This is a genomic window from Sphingobium sp. FW305-3-2-15-F-TSA7, assembly GCF_058787155.1.
Genome location: NZ_JBYSZM010000003.1, coordinates 181,181 through 199,273 on the forward strand (window position 1 = coordinate 181,181; position 18,093 = coordinate 199,273).

The window sequence follows — 18,093 nt, forward strand, 5'->3', positions numbered from 1 at the left end:
GGGGCAATGACGTTTAGTCGCCGCGCGGAGCCGGTCTTGCTCCGTCAGGGGTTGGTTTTGCGTACTTTTCTGTTCCTGATGATGTTGCTGCCGCCGACGCTTTCGGCGCCTGCTCACGCCATGCCGATCGGTTTTCTTCAGACGCCCGTGCCCGAAGGCGCGACGGGCCGAAACCTTGCGGTCGCGCGCGTCGTCGGCGGGATCCTGAGTTATGCGCGCTGGCCAACCGACGCAGGAACGCTTCGCCTGTGCGTCGCCGGCGCACCACGTTTCGCCGGAAACCTGGCGGCCATGCCGTCCCGCCCCGGACATCGGACCGAAATATTGAGGCTCGCCGGTCCGTCGGTCACGCCCGAGGGGTGCAGGGCACTCTATCTGGGCCGGATCGACGCCGACGAGCGACAGCGCCTGCTGATCTCGGCGCGGGGGCAGGCGGTCGTCACGATCGACGAGGACGATCAGACCTGTCGCGCCGGCGCGATGTTCTGCCTCCACGTCACGTCGGACACCGTCGCGTTCGAGCTCAATCTCGACGCGGTTTCGCGATCGACGGTGCGGATCGATCCCAAGGTATTGCTGCTCTCGCGGCGGGGCGGTCGGGCATGAGCACCGGAAAACCCCTGCCAACGCTCCGCCAGGTCCTCGCCAATGTCCATTTCCGCGTCACGCTCGTTGCGGTGGGATTGGCGGGAATCACGGTGCTGCTGACCGGGATGGTCGCGGTCAGCAGCTATGCGCAGCACAACCTCGCGCTCGTCGCCCAGTCGGCCAGCTATACGGTCGAAGCCGCACTGGTGTTCGGCGACACGGTGGCCGCGGCAGAGGGGATCGCCCCGCTCGCCGCCAATGAGGATGTGGCCGAACTGAGCGTGCACGATACCAATGGCCGGCTCATGGCCGGCTGGCGCCGCAACGACGGAGGCGCGAGCCACATATTGGAACATGTCGCGGCAACCTTGCTCTTTCCCGAGCCGATCACGGCCGAGATCAAGCATCAGGGCAGTGTGATCGGCCAGGTCCGGCTGCGCGCCGACGCACGCGGGCTGGTCCGCTTTGTCGGGCGTGGGCTGGCGGGCATGATCGCCTGTCTGCTGATCACCGCGATCGCATCCTATTTCCTTGCCCGCCGCCTTCAGCAAAAGGTCGTCCATCCGCTGCGCGCCATCGCGGGTACCGCGCATGCGGTGCGCGCGCGACGGGCATTCGGGCTGCGGGCGCCGCGCGCCGAGATCGCCGAGATCGATGCCCTGGGGCAGGATTTCAACGCATTGCTCGAGGAACTCGAAGCGTGGCAAGCGCATATCCGGTCCGAGCACGAGACCCTCGCGCATCGCGCGACGCATGATGCATTGACCGGCCTGGCCAATCGCGCCTCTTTCGAGACTCAGGTCGCGCGCGCCGCGGCAGAGGCGACCGCCGCCGAAGGCTGGTTCGCGATCCTCTATCTCGATTTCGACCGGTTCAAGGAGATCAACGACACCCATGGCCATGCCGGCGGCGACGCCGTGCTGATCGAGGTCGCGGCGCGGATCAAGCGGCGCCTGCGCCCCGGTGACGCCGCTGCGCGCCTGGGTGGCGACGAATTCGCGATCCTGCTCGCATCCTGCGCCGGACGCAGCGAGGCCGAACGCGCCGCCGCCGCACTGGCGATCACCATGGCCGATCCGGTCCAGCTGCCCGGCGGCGGCGCCGTCGACGCGGGGCTCAGCATCGGCATCGCCGTCTTCCCCGAGAATGGCCGCAGCGTGGAAGCGCTGATGCGCCATGCCGACGCCGCCATGTACGGCCAGAAACAGGCCGTCCAGAACGCGCCGATCCCGATCCGCCCCATCCAGAATCAACCCAGCTAGAGACAATTCGTCAGGGGAACGTATGCGTAAGACCCTTTCCGCAATTGCCGCAATGGCGCTCATGCCGCTCGCCGCCTGCCAACCCGCCGCCCGCCCGGCGCCGGCAGCGATACCCGCCGGCCTGACGCCGGCGCAGATCGCCGTACTGCGCGAGCAGGGTTTTTCCGAAGCCGGCGACGGATGGCAGTTCGGCATGGCGGACAGATTGCTCTTTCCGACCGATCGCAGCCGGCTCGTGCCGGCGCAGGCGGAACGGATCGCCGCGATCGCGCGGGCGCTCCGTGCGGTCGATATCGTCCGCCTGCGCGTCGAGGGACATACCGATGCGACGGGCACGGCCAGTTACAACCAGCGGCTGTCGCGTCAGCGCGCCGATGCCGTGGCGCGCGCGCTGATCTCGGGCGGCCTGCCGGATGACGGCATCACCACCATCGGCCTGGGCAAGAGCCAACCGCTGGAAACCAACCGCACGGCCGCCGGCCGCGCCGAGAACCGCCGTGTGGTGATTATCGTTCCGTCATCCTGACCGCGACGTCTGGCCCAATAGATCGCGGAGCGTTAGGAGCGGCATCGAATCCGAAACGGGAGATTTTCGATGCAGGCGATTGGCGTGATCGGCGCGGGGCAGATGGGGGCGGGCATCGCCCAGGTTTCGGCGCAGGCCGGTTATCACGTCTATCTGGCCGATGCGAAGCTCGAGATCGCGCAAAAGGCCCGGGCCGGTATCGAGAAACAGCTCGGCCGGCTGGTCGAAAAGGAAAAGATCGACGCCCAGACGCGCGATCAGGCGCTGGCCCGCATCGAGCCCGTCGCCGATTTCGTACCGATGGCCTCGGCCGGCCTGGTGATCGAAGCCGCAACCGAGCGCGAAGAGGTGAAGCGCGTCATCTTCGAGAGCGTCGGCAAGGTGCTGGGTCATCAGGCGGTGCTCGCATCCAACACCTCCTCGATCCCGATCACGCGGCTGGCCCAGGCTTCGCCCGATCCCAAGCGTTTCGTCGGCGTGCATTTCTTCAATCCGGTGCCGCTGATGGGGCTGATCGAGCTGATCCGCGGCCTCGCCACCGCCGACGAGACCGTCGGCATCGTCGAGCGCTATGCTCAGGCGCTGGGCAAGAAAGTGGTGCATGCCAACGACGCGCCCGGCTTCATCGTCAACCGGATCCTGTTGCCGATGCTCAACGAAGCCTGTTTTGCGCTGGGCGAGGGCGTCGCCAATATCCGCGATATCGACACGGCGGTACAACTCGGGCTCAATCACCCGATGGGCCCGCTCACCCTGGCCGATTTCATCGGGCTCGATACCTGCCTCGAGATTTGCCGCGTGCTCCATTCGGGCACCGGCGATCCGAAATTCCGCCCGGCACCTTTGCTCGTCAAATATGTCGAGGCCGGCTGGCTCGGCCGGAAGACGGGACGCGGCTTCTACGATTATTCGGGCGACGAGCCCGTGCCCACGCGCTGAACGTCCGCTGCAACGGAGTCGGGTTCAAGCCTTTTTTATTTTGTGCCCGGCCCCCACGCGCTATGCGGACCAATTGCTCGTGGGGGCCGGGAAAGATCATGACCGTTTCGATGCCGCGTTCGCTGTTCGTCTTTTCGGTGCTCTATGGCGGCATGGTCACCGTCGCGGGCGTGCTCGGAGTCAAACAGGTCGCGCTTGGACCATTGGCCGTCGAGGCCGGAATCTTCGCCTTTCTGCTGCTGGTGGTGATCAGCAGCACGATCACCGAACTCCATGGTCAGAAAGTCGCGACCTCGCTGGTCCGGCTGGGCTTCGTCCCGCTGCTGGTCTCCGCCGCGCTGATCCAGATCGTCATGGCGCTGCCCCACGACGCCGACATGTATCCGCCGGCAATCGACGCCTTTCCGATCGTCGTCGGCCAGAGCGCGCGGATGATGATCGCCGGGCTGATCGCCTATGGCATTTCCCAGACATTGAACGTGCTGATCTTCTCACGCCTGTCGCGCGGCGAGGGCAAGCTCGTCTGGTTGCGCGGAATCATCGCCAGCGTCGTCTCGCAGGTGATCGACACATTGCTGTTCATCTCGATCTCCTTCCTCGGAGAACGCCCGATCCTGGGGCTGATGGCGGGACAGATGCTGACTAAGGTGGTGCTGTCGATCGTGCTGGTTCCCGTCCTGATCACCCTGTTCGTCGCCATTGGCCGGCGGCTCGATGGAAAGACCCCCGAATGACCCGCAACCACGCCCCCGATCCCGCTTTGCTCATCAAAGCGGAAACGCTGACCGAGGCGCTGCCCTATATGCAGCGTTATGCCGGCCAGACCTTCGTCGTGAAATATGGCGGCCATGCCATGGGCGACCCCGAACTGGCGCGCGATTTCGCCGAGGATGTGGTGTTGCTCAAAGCCGTCGGCATCAATCCCGTCGTCGTCCATGGCGGCGGCCCGCAGATCGGCGCGATGCTGAAGAAGCTGGGGGTCGAGAGCCAGTTCGTCGACGGCCTGCGCGTCACCGATGCCGAAACCGCGAAGGTTGCGGAGATGGTGCTGTCCGGCGCGATCAACAAGGAGATCGTCGCCTGGATCGGCGGTGCGGGCGGCCGCGCGGTCGGCATTTCGGGCAAGGATGGCGGCTTCGTCCGCGCCGAGAAGGTCACGCGGACCACGCGCGACCCCGGCAGCAACATCGAAAGCGTCGTCGATCTCGGTTTTGTCGGCGAGCCCGCTGCGATCGACCGTCTGGTGCTCGACACGATATCCAATGCCGGCATGATCCCCGTCGTCGCGCCGATCGGCGTCGGCGCCGATGGTCATACCTACAACATCAATGCCGACACCATGGCCGGCGCGATCGCGGCGGCGCTGGGCGCCGCGCGCCTGTTCCTGCTCACCGACGTCGCCGGCGTGCTCGACAAACAGGGGCAATTGCTGACCGATCTCGACCCGGCCGCGATCGAGGGGTTGCGCGCCGACGGCACGATCAGCGGCGGCATGATCCCCAAGCTGGAGACCTGCGTGACCGCGGTCGAGGGCGGTGTCGATGCCGCCGTCATCCTCGACGGCCGGGTGCCGCATGCGATGCTGATCGAGATTTTCACGAAACAGGGCGCAGGCACGCTGGTACATCGCTGAGCCGAAACGATACGATCACACGGATTCGGAGCAAGCAGCGCGATTCACATTTCGTGCGGCTTGCGTTAGGTTCGCACCGGTTCACAAGAGGACACGCATGTTCACTCTGCTCTCGATCGTCGCCTTCCTGCTTTATGTGCTGTGGTGGATCATCATCATCCAGGCCGTGCTGTCATGGCTGGTCGCATTCAACGTCATCAACACCAGCAGCGACTTCGTCCGCTCGGTGCTCTACGCGCTCGATCGGATCACGGCGCCGCTCTACAATCCGATCCGGCGGCTCATGCCCGATCTGGGTGCGCTCGACCTCTCGCCGCTGGTCGTGCTGCTCATCCTCTACATCCTGATGAACATCGTCATTCCCAACATCGCGGCATCGCTGGCCTGATTGCCTGCCTGGCGTATCGATGCCGAAGGCGCGATCCTGTCGGTGAAGGTCACGCCGCGCGGGTCGAAGGATTCGATCGGCCCCGGCGATGCGGAACGGCTGGCGGTGCGTTTGCGCGCCCCGCCCGTCGATGGCGCGGCCAATGCCGCGCTGGTCGAATTCCTGGCGCGCCATTTCGGCCTGCCCAGACGCAGCGTGACGATCCTGTCGGGCGAGACCGCGCGACTGAAGCGCGTCCGCCTGTCCGGCGACCCGGCGCATCTGGCCTCGCTGCTGGAGACATTGTAGGGGACCGCGCATGAACGCTCAGATCATCGACGGCAAAGCCTTTGCAGCCGGGTTGCGCGAACGCGTCGCCCTGCACACCGCCACATTCCGCGAACGCGCCGGACGCGCACCCGGCCTTGCCGTGGTGCTGGTGGGCGAGGATCCTGCCAGCCAGGTCTATGTCCGGTCCAAGCACAAGGCGACGATCGCCGCGGGCATGGAAAGCTTCGAACATCGCCTGCCGGTCGAAACCACGCAGGACGCGCTGGTCGCGCTGGTCGAATCGCTCAATGCCGATGACGCGGTCGACGGCATCCTCGTCCAGCTGCCGCTGCCCGCGCATATCGACGAGAATGCGATCATCGCCGCGATCTCGCCCGACAAGGATGTCGACGGGTTCCACCCGGTCAATGCCGGACGTCTCGCAACCGGGCTGGAGGGCTTCGTGCCCTGCACGCCGCTCGGCTGCGTCATGCTGCTCAAGGATCGGCTGGGCGATCTGTCGGGGCTCGACGCGGTGGTGATCGGCCGATCGAACATCGTCGGCAAGCCGATGGCGCAATTGCTGATCCGCGAAAGCTGCACCGTCACCGTCGCGCATTCGCGCACCCGCGACCTGCCGGCATTGGTCGGCCGCGCCGACATCGTCGTCGCCGCGGTCGGTCGGCCCGAAATGGTCAAGGGCGACTGGCTGAAGCCCGGCGCCGCCGTCATCGACGTCGGCATCAACCGCGTCGACGGCAAACTGGTCGGCGACGTCGATTTCGCCTCGGCCGCACCGGTGGCGGGCGCGATCACCCCGGTGCCCGGCGGCGTCGGGCCGATGACCATCGCCGTGCTGCTCAGGAACACATTGGTCGCGGCGCATCGCAATGCGGGCATCGCCTATGAGGCCGGCGCGCTGTGATCGCCGCCGTCCTCGCGCTGCTTGCGGCGGGGACACCGCAGACCGCGACCGAGGCCGAGCGCGCCTTTGCCGCCACGGCGCAGGCCGAAGGGCAATGGGCGGCCTTCCGCGCCTTCGCCAGCGACAAGGCCATCCTCTTCACGCCCGAGCCGGTGCCCGCCGGCCCATGGCTCAAGGATCGTACCGAACCGCCCGTTCCGGTGATGTGGTGGCCGCGCCTGTCCTTCCGCTCGTGCGACGGGACATTGGCGGTGAACACCGGACCATGGATCCGCGCAGCGGGTGGGGCCACGGGCAGCTTCACCACCATCTGGCATCGCGACATTGTCGACGGCCAGGCGCAATGGCGCTGGCAGATGGATCACGGCCGCGACACGCCCGGATTCATACCCGCCGGCGCGAAAGTGCAGGAGGTCGTTGCCGACTGCGCCAACGGAGACCGCAAGGCGCCGCCATCGGGGGACGATGCGCTGAAAGCGCATCTCGCCAAAGACATCGTCGTCCAGCTTGAAGGCGCGATGCCGCAGACCGGCGCGACCGCTCTGCCCGCCTTCACCACGACCGGCCTCATTCGTGAGTTCCAGTCCGGCGATGCCAGCATGAGCGTGCGGGTCCATGCCATCGCGGGCAAGCCCGGCGCGCACGATCTCCAGCTCTGGCAATGGCGCGGCAAGGATGGCTGGCGGCTCGTCCTCTACGAAACGGTGGGTGTCCGATGATCGAATTGTTCGTTTCCGCGCTCGTCACCTTCTTCGTGGTGATCGACCCGCCGGGCTGCGCACCGATCTTTGCCAGCCTGACGACGGGCGCCGACGCGGCGCATCGCCGCGCCATGGCGATCCGCGCGGTCGTGGTGGCGGCGCTGATCCTGGTGGTCTTCGCCTTGTTCGGCGAAAAGCTGCTCGGCGCGCTCGGTATCAGCCTCGACAGTTTCCGTATCGCGGGCGGGATCATGCTGTTCCTGATCGCGCTCGAAATGGTGTTCGAGAAACGGACCCAGCGCCGCGAGGAGCGCGCCAAGGAAGTCCTGGAGGCGCCGGTCGAGGATGTCTCGATCTTCCCGATGGCGATCCCGATGATCGCCGGACCGGGCTCGATCGCGTCGATCATGCTGATGATGGCGCGCAGCGAAGGCATCGAGGCAAGCATCGTCGTGCTCAGCGCGCTCGGCGTCATCCTGCTGCTGACGCTGATCGCACTGCTGCTCGCCGGTCCGCTGATGCGGCTGCTCGGCCACCGCGTCGAGACGGTGGTCACGCGCCTGCTCGGCGTCATCCTCGCCGCATTGGCCGCGCAGTTCGTGATCGACGGGATCAGGGCCAGCTTCAGCTGAAGCGTCCGCTCATTTCGTCGACGGTTTGATCCGCTCTCCAGCCGCACGCAGCGCCTCGACCAGGCCGGGCACGAATTGCGCGCCCGATTTCAGATCCATGCCGGATCGCTCGAGATCATGCCCAAAAGGCTCCGCCCGCCCGCCCAGGCAGTTGGCGAGGAAGTGCTCGGCAACCGCCGCGAACGAGATGTTGGTCCGATCCTTGGCATAGACATGCCCCTCGTCAGGATAAAAGGCGTAAGTCACCGGCTTGTTCAACGCGTTCATCGCATCGACCATTTCCTGCGACTGGATCGGCGGAACCCGAGGATCGTTCGCCCCCACCGTCACCAGCAACGGCCGCCTGATGTCCTTTACCCGCGACAGCGGCGAACGGCGCATCAGATCGGCCGCCCCCGCCGGATCGTCGGGATTGCCGACGCGATTGACGAATTGCGGCCTTTGCCATGTCCACCAGGCCGGCATTTCGGACAGCAGCCGCTTGAGATTGCCAGGCCCGGCCATGTCGACGGCGCACTGGAAACGATCGGGCGTGAAGCTGAGCGACACGAGCGACGAATAGCCGCCATAGGACAGGCCGAATGCCGCCACCGTGCCGGGCGAGGTGACGCCCTTGTCGATCGCCCATTGAACCGCATCGAGCAGATCATTGTGCATGGTTTCCGACCATTGCCTGTCGCCCGCCGACATGAAGGCTTTGCCGAAGCCCGCCGAGCCGCGGAAATTGACCGACAGGACGGCATAGCCGCGATCGGCGAGCCATTGATGCTGCTGGTCGAGATTCATGTCGTCGCGCAGCCAGGGCCCGCCATGGACGAGAAGGACCAGCGGCACGGGCCTGGCCGGCATGCCCTTGCCATCGACAGATATGGCCCGGGGCAGAGTCAGATAGCTCGGCAGCTTCAGCCCGTCACGGCTGTCGATCGTCACGGGAATCCGCCGCGCCAGTTTTTGCGCCGCAAGCTCGGGCCGGGTCGATACCAGCAATGTCGCCGTCCCGGCCCGACGATCCCACCACAGATAGCGTTCGGGCTGGTCGGCGACGGTCTCCAGGACGAGCCAGCGCTTTCCGTCCGGCATCTGCCCCACGATCCGGAACGGGCCGTGCAATGCCTGTTCGAGCGCCTGGAACTCGGCCGCGACATCCGGGGACCGGACGGTCCATTTGCCGACCAGCGGATCTTCCCGCGTCGCGAGCAGCGCCCCCGTCACGGGATCGTGCAGCGCCTCGACGATGTCCGCCTCGCGCGCGGCGGCGCGCGGCGTGACGGTCCCCGTCGCCAGATCCATCGACACCAAAGCCGCCTTGTCCGACCCGCGGCTGTCGAGCATCTCCAGCACGCCGCCGGCATCGAGCGACACGATCTTCGAATTGCGCAGCGCCGCGAGCGGGATCGTCATCAATTCGGTGGGTGAGGCACCGCCGAGCCGGAAATAGGTGGACGATCCGTCCGCATTGCCGCGCACCGCGAGCCGAAGCCGCAGCTCGGGATCGGCAATGAAATCGATGTAGCGCGCCTCGTTGCGGAAGATTTCGGTACGCTTGCCCGTCGCCAGATCGACCAGATACACGTCGTGATAGCGCGGATCGCGGATGTTCATGCCGACCAGCACCTGGCCGGGATGCGTTTTCGAGATGCGGATGATCTTGGTCAGGACGTCGGGATTGTCGGTCAGGTTGGTGACCGCGCGGCTCGCCAGATCAACCGCCCAGAGCTGACTATGCTCCTCGCCGCCGACATCCTTGGAGACCAGGATGAAGCGCCCATCCGCGCTCCAGCGAAAGGAATCGGGCGGCCTGGTGGTGAATGCCGTCACCGGCACGCCCGCCTTCAGATCGTCAACCGGCGCGACCCAGATGTTGGGCACGCCGTCGACCGGGCGCAGATAGGCGATCTGCCGCCCGTCGGGGCTGAGGCTCAGATCCCAATAGCCCGGCGATGCGAAGAGCACGCTGCGCGGAATCAGCGAATCCGCCGGCGCATCCGCCGCGATCGCGGGTGAGGCAAGCATCGGCAGGATGGAAAGCGCAGCCAGGCCATTGCGCAGCGAAACGATGGAGCGATGTGTCACTTAATATGTCCCTGCTTGCGCTTGATTGGCCGATCTGGCCGTGAATCACGAAACCGGCGGGGCGATCGGCTCTAGGTCGACGCTTCGCTGGGTATCAGCGGCGGATCGCTGTCCCGGCCCGCGAGCACCGCGTGCATCCGCGCCTTGTCGATGCCATTTTCCCAATTGGCAACGGTCACGCAGGCGACGGCATTGCCGATCATGTTGGTGATGGCGCGTGCCTCCGACATGAAGCGATCGACGCCGAGCAGCAGCGCGAGCCCGGCGACCGGCAGGCTGTGGGTCGACGACAATGTGGCGGCCAGGGTAATGAACCCGCCACCGGTGACGGCGGCCGCACCCTTCGACGTGAGCAGCAGGACCGCGAGCAGGCCGAGTTGCTGGCCGATGCTGAGATCGATGTTCATCGCCTGACCGATGAACAATGCCGCCATGGTCAGGTAGATCGCGATGCCATCGAGATTGAACGAATAGCCGGTCGGCACCACCAGCCCGACGATCGGCTTGGCCACGCCGAGATTCTCCAGCTTCGCCATCAGCCGCGGCAGCGCGCTTTCCGAAGTCGACGTGCCGAGGACCAGCACGACCTCGTCGCGCAGATAGACCAGCAGCCGCCACAGGCTGAAGCCGTTGAACCGTGCGACCAGTCCGAGCACGCCGAAGACGAAGACGAAACAGGTAATGTAGAAGCACAGGATCAGCGTTCCGAGCTGCTGCAACGATCCGATGCCGTATTTGCCGATGGTGAACGCCATCGCGCCGAATGCGCCGACCGGCGCGAAATACATGATGATCCCGATCATGCCGAACAGCGCCTTGCCGGCTTCGTCGAGCAGCCTGACGATGGGGCCATCGCCCTGCCCCGATCCGGCGAGCACGACCCCGAGCAGGATCGAGAAGACCAGCACCTGCAGCACGTCGCCGCTGGCCAGCGAACCGATCAGCGAATTGGGAATCATGTGCATGATGAAATCGGTGAGATGCATCTTCTCGCCGCTGCCGACATATCCGGAGACCGAGGCGGTATCGAGCGAGGCGGGATCGATATTGAGCCCCGCGCCCGGCTGGACGACATTGCCGACGACCAGCCCGATCACCAAAGCGAGCGTCGAGAAGACCTCGAAATAGATCAGCGCCTTCAGCCCGACACGCCCGACTTCGCGCATGCTGCCCATCTTCGCGATCCCGGTCACGACCGTCACGAAGACGATCGGCGCGATCATCATCTTGATGAGCTTGATGAAGAAATCGCCAAGCGGCTTCAGGCTGGCGCCGATATCGGGCGCGCCATAGCCGAGCGCGACGCCAAGCACGATCGCGACGAGCACCTGGGCGTACAGGCGTTTATAGAGCGGCGTCCGTTCCCTGATGGCTGCCGCCTGCTCCAACACCGTCCACCCCGCTCTTATTTTTCGATGGCAGCACTCTGGAGAGATGCGCCCCGACGGGCCAATGCGATTATCCGATCAAATCATTCATGCCGCGACGGCATGGATCAGAGGAAATGGTCGAGCGCGGTGAGCAGTGCTTCGGGCGCCTCTTCCTGCGGACTATGCCCGCAATCGATCGGGCCGCCGGTGACGTCGGCCGCCTTCTCGCGCCATGTCGCCAGCACGTCGAATAAGGCGCCGACCGTGCCCTGCGCGCCCCATAAAGCCTGAAGCGGCACGGCGATGCGTGCATCGGCGTCGGCGGCATCGTGATCGAGATCGATCCCGGCAGCGGCGCGATAATCCTCGCAGATCGCATGGCGGGTGGCCGGGTCGCGATAGCAGCGGCGATATTCCGCAAGCACGCGCGGGTCCATCGCCCCCTCCACTTTGATCTGCGCGGCGATGTGCCGATCGAGGAAATAATCGGGATCGGCGCCGATCATCCGTTCGGGCAGATCGAATGGCTGGATGAGGAAGAACCACCAGAAATAGCGCGTCGCGAATGCCTTGTCGGTGAGCGCATACATGGTGGCGGTCGGCGCAATATCGATCACCGTGACCCGGCTCACGCAATCGGGATGATCGAGCACCAGCCGGTGGGCGACGCGGGCGCCGCGATCATGCCCGACCAGGGCGAAGCGATCGAAGCCCAGCGCCCGCATCACCGCCACCTGGTCCGCCGCCATGGCACGCTTCGAATAATTGACATGGCCGTCGCCGCCGGCCGGCTTTGCGCTGTCGCCATAACCGCGCAGATCGGTCGCGATCACCGTGAAGCGGCTCGACAGCGCCGGCGCCACCTTGTGCCAGGTCAGATGCGTCTGGGGATGGCCATGCAGCAGCAGCAAGGGCGGTCCCGAACCGCCGACCGCGGTGCGGATCGTCACGCCGTCCGCATCGACGTCGTACCAGCGAAAGCCGGGGAGGATCTCGGGGTGTCCAATCACCGTCTTCATGGCACCGTCTTCATGCGGATCAGTCCTCGACGAGCCAGGGACGCGCGCCGAGATAGGCGCGCTCGAAGGATCGTATCGCATCGGCATGGGTCAGGGTTTCGCCGATCGGGTCAAGCCCCAGCAGCAGCATGCGCCGTACGCCCGGATCGATCGCGAAGGCGATGGTCTCTCCGGATGTCCGGATGGTCTGGGCCTCCAGGTCGATCGTCATCGCTTCGGGCCGGTCGCCAACGCGGTGGACAAGATCATGATGCACGTCGCCGTCCAGCGAGGCGAGCAGCAGCCCGTTGTTCGCGGCATTGTCCGCAAAGATGCCGGCGAAGCTCGTGCCGATGATCGCCCGAATGCCGAACTGGAGCAGCCCCCACACCGCATGCTCGCGCGAGGAACCGCAGCCGAAATTGGGGCCGACGACGAGGATGCGCGTGCCGGCCGCTTCGGGCCGGTTGAGCACGAAACCGGATCGCGGCACGCCCGCAGCATCGAAGCGCAGATCGTGAAACAGACCCCGCGCCAGACCGTCGCGATCGATCCCTTTCAGGAAGATCTTGGGCATGATCACGTCGGTATCGATATTGGCGGCCGGCAGGGCGACGGCGAGCCCGTCGAGGCGATCAAAGACCCGCATCACTTGTCCCCCAGCAGGGGCAGCGACCGGACATCGGCCAACCGTCCCGAAACCGCCGCGGCGGCAACCATCGCCGGGCTCATCAGATGCGTCCGCCCGCCACTGCCCTGGCGCCCCTCGAAATTGCGGTTGGTGCTGGATGCGCAACGCTCGCCGGGCGCGAGCACGTCGTCGTTCATCGCCAGGCACATCGAGCACCCCGATTGCCGCCATTCGAATCCCGCAGCGATGAAGATCCGATCGAGCCCCTCCGCCTCCGCCTCGCGCCGGACAATGCTGCTGCCCGGCGACACCATGGCGCGCACGCCCGGCGCCACACGGCGCCCAACCAGCACCCGCGCGGCATCGCGCAGATCGGTCAGCCGCGCATTGGTGCACGATCCGATAAAGGCGCGGTCGATCGTCACTTCGGCCAGCGGCATATCGGGGCGCAGCCCCATATAGGCGATGGCGCGCTCGGCATCGCGCCGCCGATCGTCGGGCAATGTCGCGGGATCGGGAACGCGATCGACGATCGCGGCCGATTGATCGGGGCTGGTCCCCCAGCTGACCATCGGCGGGATCCGACCGGCGTCGATCGCGACCTCGCGATCGAACGTCGCGCCAGGATCGCTCCGCAGATCCGCCCAGGACCGGATCGCCTGGGCCAAAAGCGCCGGCGCCGGCGCGCGCGGCCGCCCGGCGATATAGTCGAAGACCTTCCGGTCGGGCCGGATCAGCGCGACGCGCGCACCGCATTCGACCGCCATGTTGCAGATCGTCATCCGCCCCTCGACACCGATCGCGTCGATGGTGCTGCCCGCGAATTCCAGCGCATGTCCGGCCGCGCCGTCGGCGCCGATATGCCGGATCACCGCCATCACCACATCCTTTGCGGTGACCCCGACCGGCAGCATGCCGTCGATCGTGATCCGCATCGTCTTCAACCGGTGATGGACGAGGCACTGGGTCGCGAGCAGATGCTCGATATCCGACGTACCGATGCCGAAACCCACCGCGCCGAATGCGCCATAGGTGGTGGTATGGCTGTCGCCCGCCGCGATCACCAGGCCGGGCAGAACCCAGCCCAGATCGGGCAGCACGACATGTTCGATGCCCTGGTTGGGATGCAGCACGTCGTACATCTCGACGCCGAAATCGCGCCCGTTCTGCGCGAAATATTCGATCTGGCGGCGGGCACCCGGATCGTCGCTGCTCCCGGTCCGGTCGGGCGCGGTCGAATTGACGTGATCGACGACGCCCAGCGCCGCGGCGGGGCGCCACAGCGTCCGTCCCGCCGCACGCAGACCGCTGAACGCCTGCGGGCTGGTATATTCGTTGAGGACCGTGCGATCGACATAGAGCAGCAGCGCTTCGCCCGGCCCGGTCACGTCATTGAGCGACCGGACCCTGTGATGATCGATGATCTTGTCGTACAGCGTTCGCGCGGGCGCCATGCCGGTCCTTCTCCCAGGGCGTGTCGGGACGAGCGGACTAGCCCGGCGCAAAGCGATGCGGCCAATGCTGCATTTCTATCAATTGATGCGGGAAAGCGGCCGATGGATCTGGTGTGGCTCGAAGATTTCCTGAAGCTGGCGGAGGAAGGCAATTTCTCCCGCGCGGCGGAAGCACGCAATCTGAGCCAGCCGGCATTCAGCCGCCGGATCCGCATGCTCGAGGAATGGGTGGGCGCGACGCTCGTCGATCGCGACACCCATCGCATCGCGCTGACCGAAGCGGGCCTGGCGTTCAAGACGGTGGCCGAGGAAGTCGCCCGGCGCCTGTCGCTCGGTCGCGATCAGGCGCGGGAGATCGGCGGGGCACGCACCAGCGAACTCCGCTTCGCCGCGACCCACGCCCTGTCGGTCACGTTCTTCCCGCCATGGCTGAGGGGGTTAGAGGGTGAGCGCGACCTGGGCACGGTGACGCTGATCGCCGATCACATGGTCGCCTGCGAACGCTATATGCTCGAAGGGCGCGCCGATTTTCTGCTGTGCCACGCACATCCGGCCGCCGGACATCGGCTCGAACCCAGCGGATTCGTCTCGATCCATCTGGGTGAGGACATGCTGCTGCCCGTCTCCGCCGTGAATGCGGACGGGTCGCCGGTACACCGCCTGCCCGGCGATCCGTCCGAACCGGTGCCCTATCTGGAATTCGAGGAGCGATCGGGCATGGGGCGCATCCTGGAAGCCGCCAAGGTGATCACGCGCGGCGCACCGGGATTGCGCCCGGTCTTCCGCTCGCATCTTGCCAATGCGCTGCTCAGCATGGCGCGCGACGGGCGCGGCATCGCATGGGCGCCGCTCAGCCTGGCCAAGGCCGATCTCGATTCGGGCCGGATCGCCCCGGCCGGCGACGAAAGCTGGCATGTCCCGATCGAGATCCGGCTCTTCCGGCCGCGGGCCCGCCGCAACGCGGCGGTCGAAAGTTTCTGGGAGATGTTGCGCAAGGCGCCGGAGGCTTCGAAGGTTGCCGACACGACCGGTCCTAAGGCTTGATCCGCCAGAGCTTGAACGGCGATTTCGCCGGCAACGGCACGGGTTCCAGCCAGGCGGGAACGATGCCGCGTTCCAGCCCCGCGTAGAAGCCCTTGGGCGCCTTGGAACGATAGACCGTCGCCTCGGCGAAATTGGGGCAGATCAGCAGCAAGGTCGCGCCATATTTGCGCGCGATCTGCCGTGCGCCGGCGTCATTGCCCTTGAAGGCGCGATGGACATCGAGGATCTGCATGCCGTTGCGGTGATAGGGGCCGGCGATCGCATCATGGTGCGTGAGCGTGATCAGCCGCGGGCCGAGATCGACCATCGTCAGGATCGTCGCGTGCGGCACGCGGTTCAGCGGCGCCATGGCAGGGATCGTCGTGCACGACGCCCCGGCCTTGCGCACGGCCGCATAGACCGGCTTGTCCGGCGCCTTCGGCACCAGGCGGATCGCGAGCGGCACCAGCAACCCCGACGCGGCGAGCAGCACCACGGTCGCGCCGACAACGCGGATCACGATGTTACTGCTCTCCCGCAGCTGCGGGACGATCGTCCAGATCAGATAGACCGCCGCCGGGACCGCGAGAAGCTGTGCGGCGGCGGCCGCGCGGATCTGGAAAAAGAGCAACGCGAAGCCGCAGGTCGACAGCAATGCGATCGATCCCCAGGCGGCGAAGCGATCGCGATCGCCCATGTAGCGCGCGTTGAGGAGCGCGATGAGACTGCCGATCAGGCCCACCGCAGGCAAGGTGATCATGATCGCCGCCGTGCGCCATTCCTGAACGGTGATCGGGCGCGCTTCGCGGATATTGTCGAGCCAGTCGTGCTGCAATTCGTCGGAGACGCCCTCTGGCCGGCCGAGACATTGCGGCCAGACCAGCGCCATGAAGCCGCCGAGCAGCAGCGCGGCGACGATCGCCGCCGCAAGCCGCGCCACCGGGCCGCGCAACGGCAGCCGGCCGAGCAGGAACAGCAGCCCGCCGGCCAGCACCATCGTCGACATCCAGGGTGGCGACAGCACGTCGCAGACCGGCCGCCAATTGTCGTTCGAGGCGAAGACCGCAAAGCCCAGCGCGCACCCGCCGGCAAGCGCGATCCCATAGGTCTGCAACCGCTGCGCCTGCGCCGCGTCGAGCACCCAGCGCAGCACGATCGCGATACCGGCAAGTGCCAGATAAGGCATCATCTCGAAGCCGATGACGAGCGACAGCGCGCTTGCCACACCCACCGTCGCACCGCCGCGCCGCCCCTGGGGATCGGCGAGCCCCGCGACGATGAGCGCGACCATGGCAAGCTGCCAGCCATGATGATCGATCCGTGCCGGCGTGAACATGCTCAGCGTCGCGGCGGCGCCCAGCAGGACGAAGGCAGCGGCCAGGAAGCTCCACGGCGCGATCAGCCGGCGGACCGCGAGACCCAGGCTGATCAGCACGACGTAGAGCGGCAGGATCGGCGCGATCGCGATCGCGGCACGCTCGGCGATCGCGATGCCGAACAGCGGTTTCACCGCCAGGATGATCGCCGCGATCGGCAGGTCGACGAGCCGCGACCAATGGATGTTGAAACCCTGAGGCGGGCTCAATCGATATTGGCGGAGATCGTACCAGCCCTGCCCGTTCAGCCAGGCACGGACCTCCATCATCCGCATATTGTCGTCGGTATCGCCGAGCGCGAACCAGTGGACCCGGCCCCAATACCAGAAGAGCAGGCCGGCGGCGAAGATCAGCCAGATGAAAAGCGTCGCGAGGCGCCAGCGATCGCTGTGCCAGACCTGGCGGGCCGCATCATTCGTTGTCATTGTCCACCGCTTGTTTGCCCGCGCTTTTGCTTAGGAGGTGTCCACGGTTCCCGCAACGGTCTCCGAGCGACAACCATTGCGGGAACCGAGGACAAACCCTATGGCGTCGCCGCGAAAGGGCGGGGATGTGCCGAGACGGCGGCCCCCAAGATGGAATGAACCGGACTCGATGAAGCGCGAGACAACCAACGCCATCCGCACCGTGCTCGAGGAGGTGATCCCACCCTTCATCCGCGATTCCACTGCCATGCGCTGGCTGTTCCGTCGCCATTGGGGATCGCTGGTCGACGATATCGAGCGCTTTCGCGAGCGCATCCCCTTCGTCACGGCGGACGAATATCGCGAGATCTACGAACGCCTGCCGCGCGTGCAGCACGAGACCGACAACAGCGCGGCGTGCCTCGAGCGTATCCTGGGCGAGATCGCCGGCACTACGATACTCGATGTCGGCTGCGGCACCGGCTATCTTACCGACTGGATCAAGCATCGCCGGCCGGAACTCGACATCACCGGCACCGATTTCATCATCGAAGAGGGTACGCGCACGCGTCATCCCGATATCAGCTTCGTCGAAGGGCCGATCGAAGCATTGCCTTTCGCCGACAAGAGCTTCGACACGGTGATCTGCACCCATGTGCTCGAACATATCCTCGATTTCCGCCAGGCGCTCACCGAGCTGCGTCGCGTCACGCGCGGAACGCTGATCCTGGTGGTGCCGCAGGAGCGCGAATATCGCTTCACCTTCAACCCGCATCTCCACTTCTTCCCCTATCCGCACAGCTTCCTGAGATGGTTGTCGCCAATTCCGAAGGATCATGTGATCGACAGCGTCGGACGCGACATCTTCTATCGCGAGCGGATCGCCTGACCCATGGCACCTGACGCGTAATGGAGGCGTTG

Annotated in this window: 19 protein-coding genes; 13 read left to right on the forward strand and 6 right to left on the reverse strand. The window is 66.0% G+C overall.

Annotated elements, in window-relative coordinates; all coding sequences use genetic code 11:
- The first annotated feature begins 57 nt into the window (after window positions 1-57).
- The 11 genes from yfiR to AC3WN8_RS03390 all read left to right on the forward strand — a co-directional run bounded on the left by yfiR (window position 58) and on the right by AC3WN8_RS03390 (window position 7,843).
- On the forward strand, window positions 58-606 hold the full coding sequence (gene yfiR, locus AC3WN8_RS03340) for a regulatory sequestration protein YfiR (RefSeq protein WP_492667958.1): 549 nt from the start codon (window positions 58-60) through the stop codon (window positions 604-606).
- The gene (dgcN, locus tag AC3WN8_RS03345) at window positions 603-1,850 is read left to right on the forward strand and encodes a diguanylate cyclase DgcN/YfiN (protein WP_492667959.1); all 1,248 of its coding nucleotides are present in this window, start codon (window positions 603-605) and stop codon (window positions 1,848-1,850) included. Before yfiR ends, dgcN begins: the two co-directional genes overlap by 4 nt.
- Before the next feature lie 22 nt (window positions 1,851-1,872).
- Window positions 1,873-2,376, forward strand: coding sequence for an outer membrane lipoprotein YfiB (gene yfiB, locus AC3WN8_RS03350; RefSeq protein WP_492667960.1), 504 nt, complete (start codon window positions 1,873-1,875; stop codon window positions 2,374-2,376).
- Between the two features lie 69 nt (window positions 2,377-2,445).
- Window positions 2,446-3,315 (forward strand): 3-hydroxyacyl-CoA dehydrogenase NAD-binding domain-containing protein, encoded by an 870-nt coding sequence (locus AC3WN8_RS03355; protein WP_492667961.1) that lies wholly within the window; start codon window positions 2,446-2,448, stop codon window positions 3,313-3,315.
- Between the two features lie 98 nt (window positions 3,316-3,413).
- Window positions 3,414-4,049 carry a queuosine precursor transporter gene (locus tag AC3WN8_RS03360; RefSeq protein WP_492667962.1) on the forward strand — a complete coding sequence of 212 codons (636 nt, stop codon included), beginning with the start codon at window positions 3,414-3,416 and terminating at the stop codon, window positions 4,047-4,049.
- Window positions 4,046-4,948, forward strand: a complete 903-nt coding sequence (argB, locus tag AC3WN8_RS03365) for an acetylglutamate kinase (RefSeq protein ID WP_492667963.1) — start codon at window positions 4,046-4,048, stop codon at window positions 4,946-4,948. Before AC3WN8_RS03360 ends, argB begins: the two co-directional genes overlap by 4 nt.
- 97 nt (window positions 4,949-5,045) lie before the next feature.
- Window positions 5,046-5,336 (forward strand): YggT family protein, encoded by a 291-nt coding sequence (locus AC3WN8_RS03370; protein ID WP_492667964.1) that lies wholly within the window; start codon window positions 5,046-5,048, stop codon window positions 5,334-5,336.
- Window positions 5,337-5,624 (forward strand): DUF167 domain-containing protein, encoded by a 288-nt coding sequence (locus AC3WN8_RS03375; protein ID WP_492667965.1) that lies wholly within the window; start codon window positions 5,337-5,339, stop codon window positions 5,622-5,624. It begins immediately after the preceding gene.
- Between the two features lie 10 nt (window positions 5,625-5,634).
- Complete coding sequence (folD, locus tag AC3WN8_RS03380) at window positions 5,635-6,510, forward strand: bifunctional methylenetetrahydrofolate dehydrogenase/methenyltetrahydrofolate cyclohydrolase FolD (RefSeq protein WP_492667966.1); 876 nt, start codon at window positions 5,635-5,637, stop codon at window positions 6,508-6,510.
- Window positions 6,507-7,229: a hypothetical protein gene (locus tag AC3WN8_RS03385; protein WP_492667967.1), complete on the forward strand. Its 723-nt coding sequence runs from the start codon at window positions 6,507-6,509 to the stop codon at window positions 7,227-7,229. The genes folD and AC3WN8_RS03385 overlap by 4 nt, the downstream gene beginning before the upstream one ends.
- Window positions 7,226-7,843, forward strand: coding sequence for a MarC family protein (locus AC3WN8_RS03390; RefSeq protein WP_492667968.1), 618 nt, complete (start codon window positions 7,226-7,228; stop codon window positions 7,841-7,843). Before AC3WN8_RS03385 ends, AC3WN8_RS03390 begins: the two co-directional genes overlap by 4 nt.
- A 9-nt stretch (window positions 7,844-7,852) precedes the next feature.
- Here the strand turns inward: AC3WN8_RS03390 and AC3WN8_RS03395 are convergent, their stop codons facing one another.
- The 5 genes from AC3WN8_RS03395 to leuC all read right to left on the reverse strand — a co-directional run bounded on the left by AC3WN8_RS03395 (window position 7,853) and on the right by leuC (window position 14,369).
- Window positions 7,853-9,916, reverse strand: a complete 2,064-nt coding sequence (locus AC3WN8_RS03395; RefSeq protein ID WP_492667969.1) for a S9 family peptidase — start codon at window positions 9,914-9,916, stop codon at window positions 7,853-7,855.
- 71 nt (window positions 9,917-9,987) lie between these two features.
- Window positions 9,988-11,307 (reverse strand): dicarboxylate/amino acid:cation symporter, encoded by a 1,320-nt coding sequence (locus AC3WN8_RS03400; protein WP_492667970.1) that lies wholly within the window; start codon window positions 11,305-11,307, stop codon window positions 9,988-9,990.
- Window positions 11,308-11,411: 104 nt separating this feature from the next.
- The gene (locus AC3WN8_RS03405) at window positions 11,412-12,305 is read right to left on the reverse strand and encodes an alpha/beta fold hydrolase (RefSeq protein ID WP_492667971.1); all 894 of its coding nucleotides are present in this window, start codon (window positions 12,303-12,305) and stop codon (window positions 11,412-11,414) included.
- A gap of 19 nt (window positions 12,306-12,324) precedes the next feature.
- Window positions 12,325-12,933, reverse strand: coding sequence for a 3-isopropylmalate dehydratase small subunit (leuD, locus tag AC3WN8_RS03410; protein WP_492667972.1), 609 nt, complete (start codon window positions 12,931-12,933; stop codon window positions 12,325-12,327).
- Window positions 12,933-14,369: a 3-isopropylmalate dehydratase large subunit gene (gene leuC, locus AC3WN8_RS03415; protein WP_492667973.1), complete on the reverse strand. Its 1,437-nt coding sequence runs from the start codon at window positions 14,367-14,369 to the stop codon at window positions 12,933-12,935. The genes leuD and leuC overlap by 1 nt, the downstream gene beginning before the upstream one ends.
- Before the next feature lie 102 nt (window positions 14,370-14,471).
- On the opposite strand from leuC, the gene AC3WN8_RS03420 reads away from it, so the two are divergent.
- Window positions 14,472-15,413: a LysR family transcriptional regulator gene (locus AC3WN8_RS03420; protein WP_492667974.1), complete on the forward strand. Its 942-nt coding sequence runs from the start codon at window positions 14,472-14,474 to the stop codon at window positions 15,411-15,413.
- On the opposite strand, the gene AC3WN8_RS03425 is transcribed toward AC3WN8_RS03420, so the two are convergent.
- Window positions 15,403-17,193, reverse strand: coding sequence for an AcrB/AcrD/AcrF family protein (locus AC3WN8_RS03425; protein ID WP_492667975.1), 1,791 nt, complete (start codon window positions 17,191-17,193; stop codon window positions 15,403-15,405). The genes AC3WN8_RS03420 and AC3WN8_RS03425 overlap by 11 nt on opposite strands.
- A gap of 169 nt (window positions 17,194-17,362) precedes the next feature.
- Between AC3WN8_RS03425 and AC3WN8_RS03430 the strand changes: the two genes are divergently transcribed.
- Complete coding sequence (locus AC3WN8_RS03430; protein WP_492667976.1) at window positions 17,363-18,061, forward strand: class I SAM-dependent methyltransferase; 699 nt, start codon at window positions 17,363-17,365, stop codon at window positions 18,059-18,061.
- The last annotated feature ends 32 nt before the right edge of the window (window positions 18,062-18,093 follow it).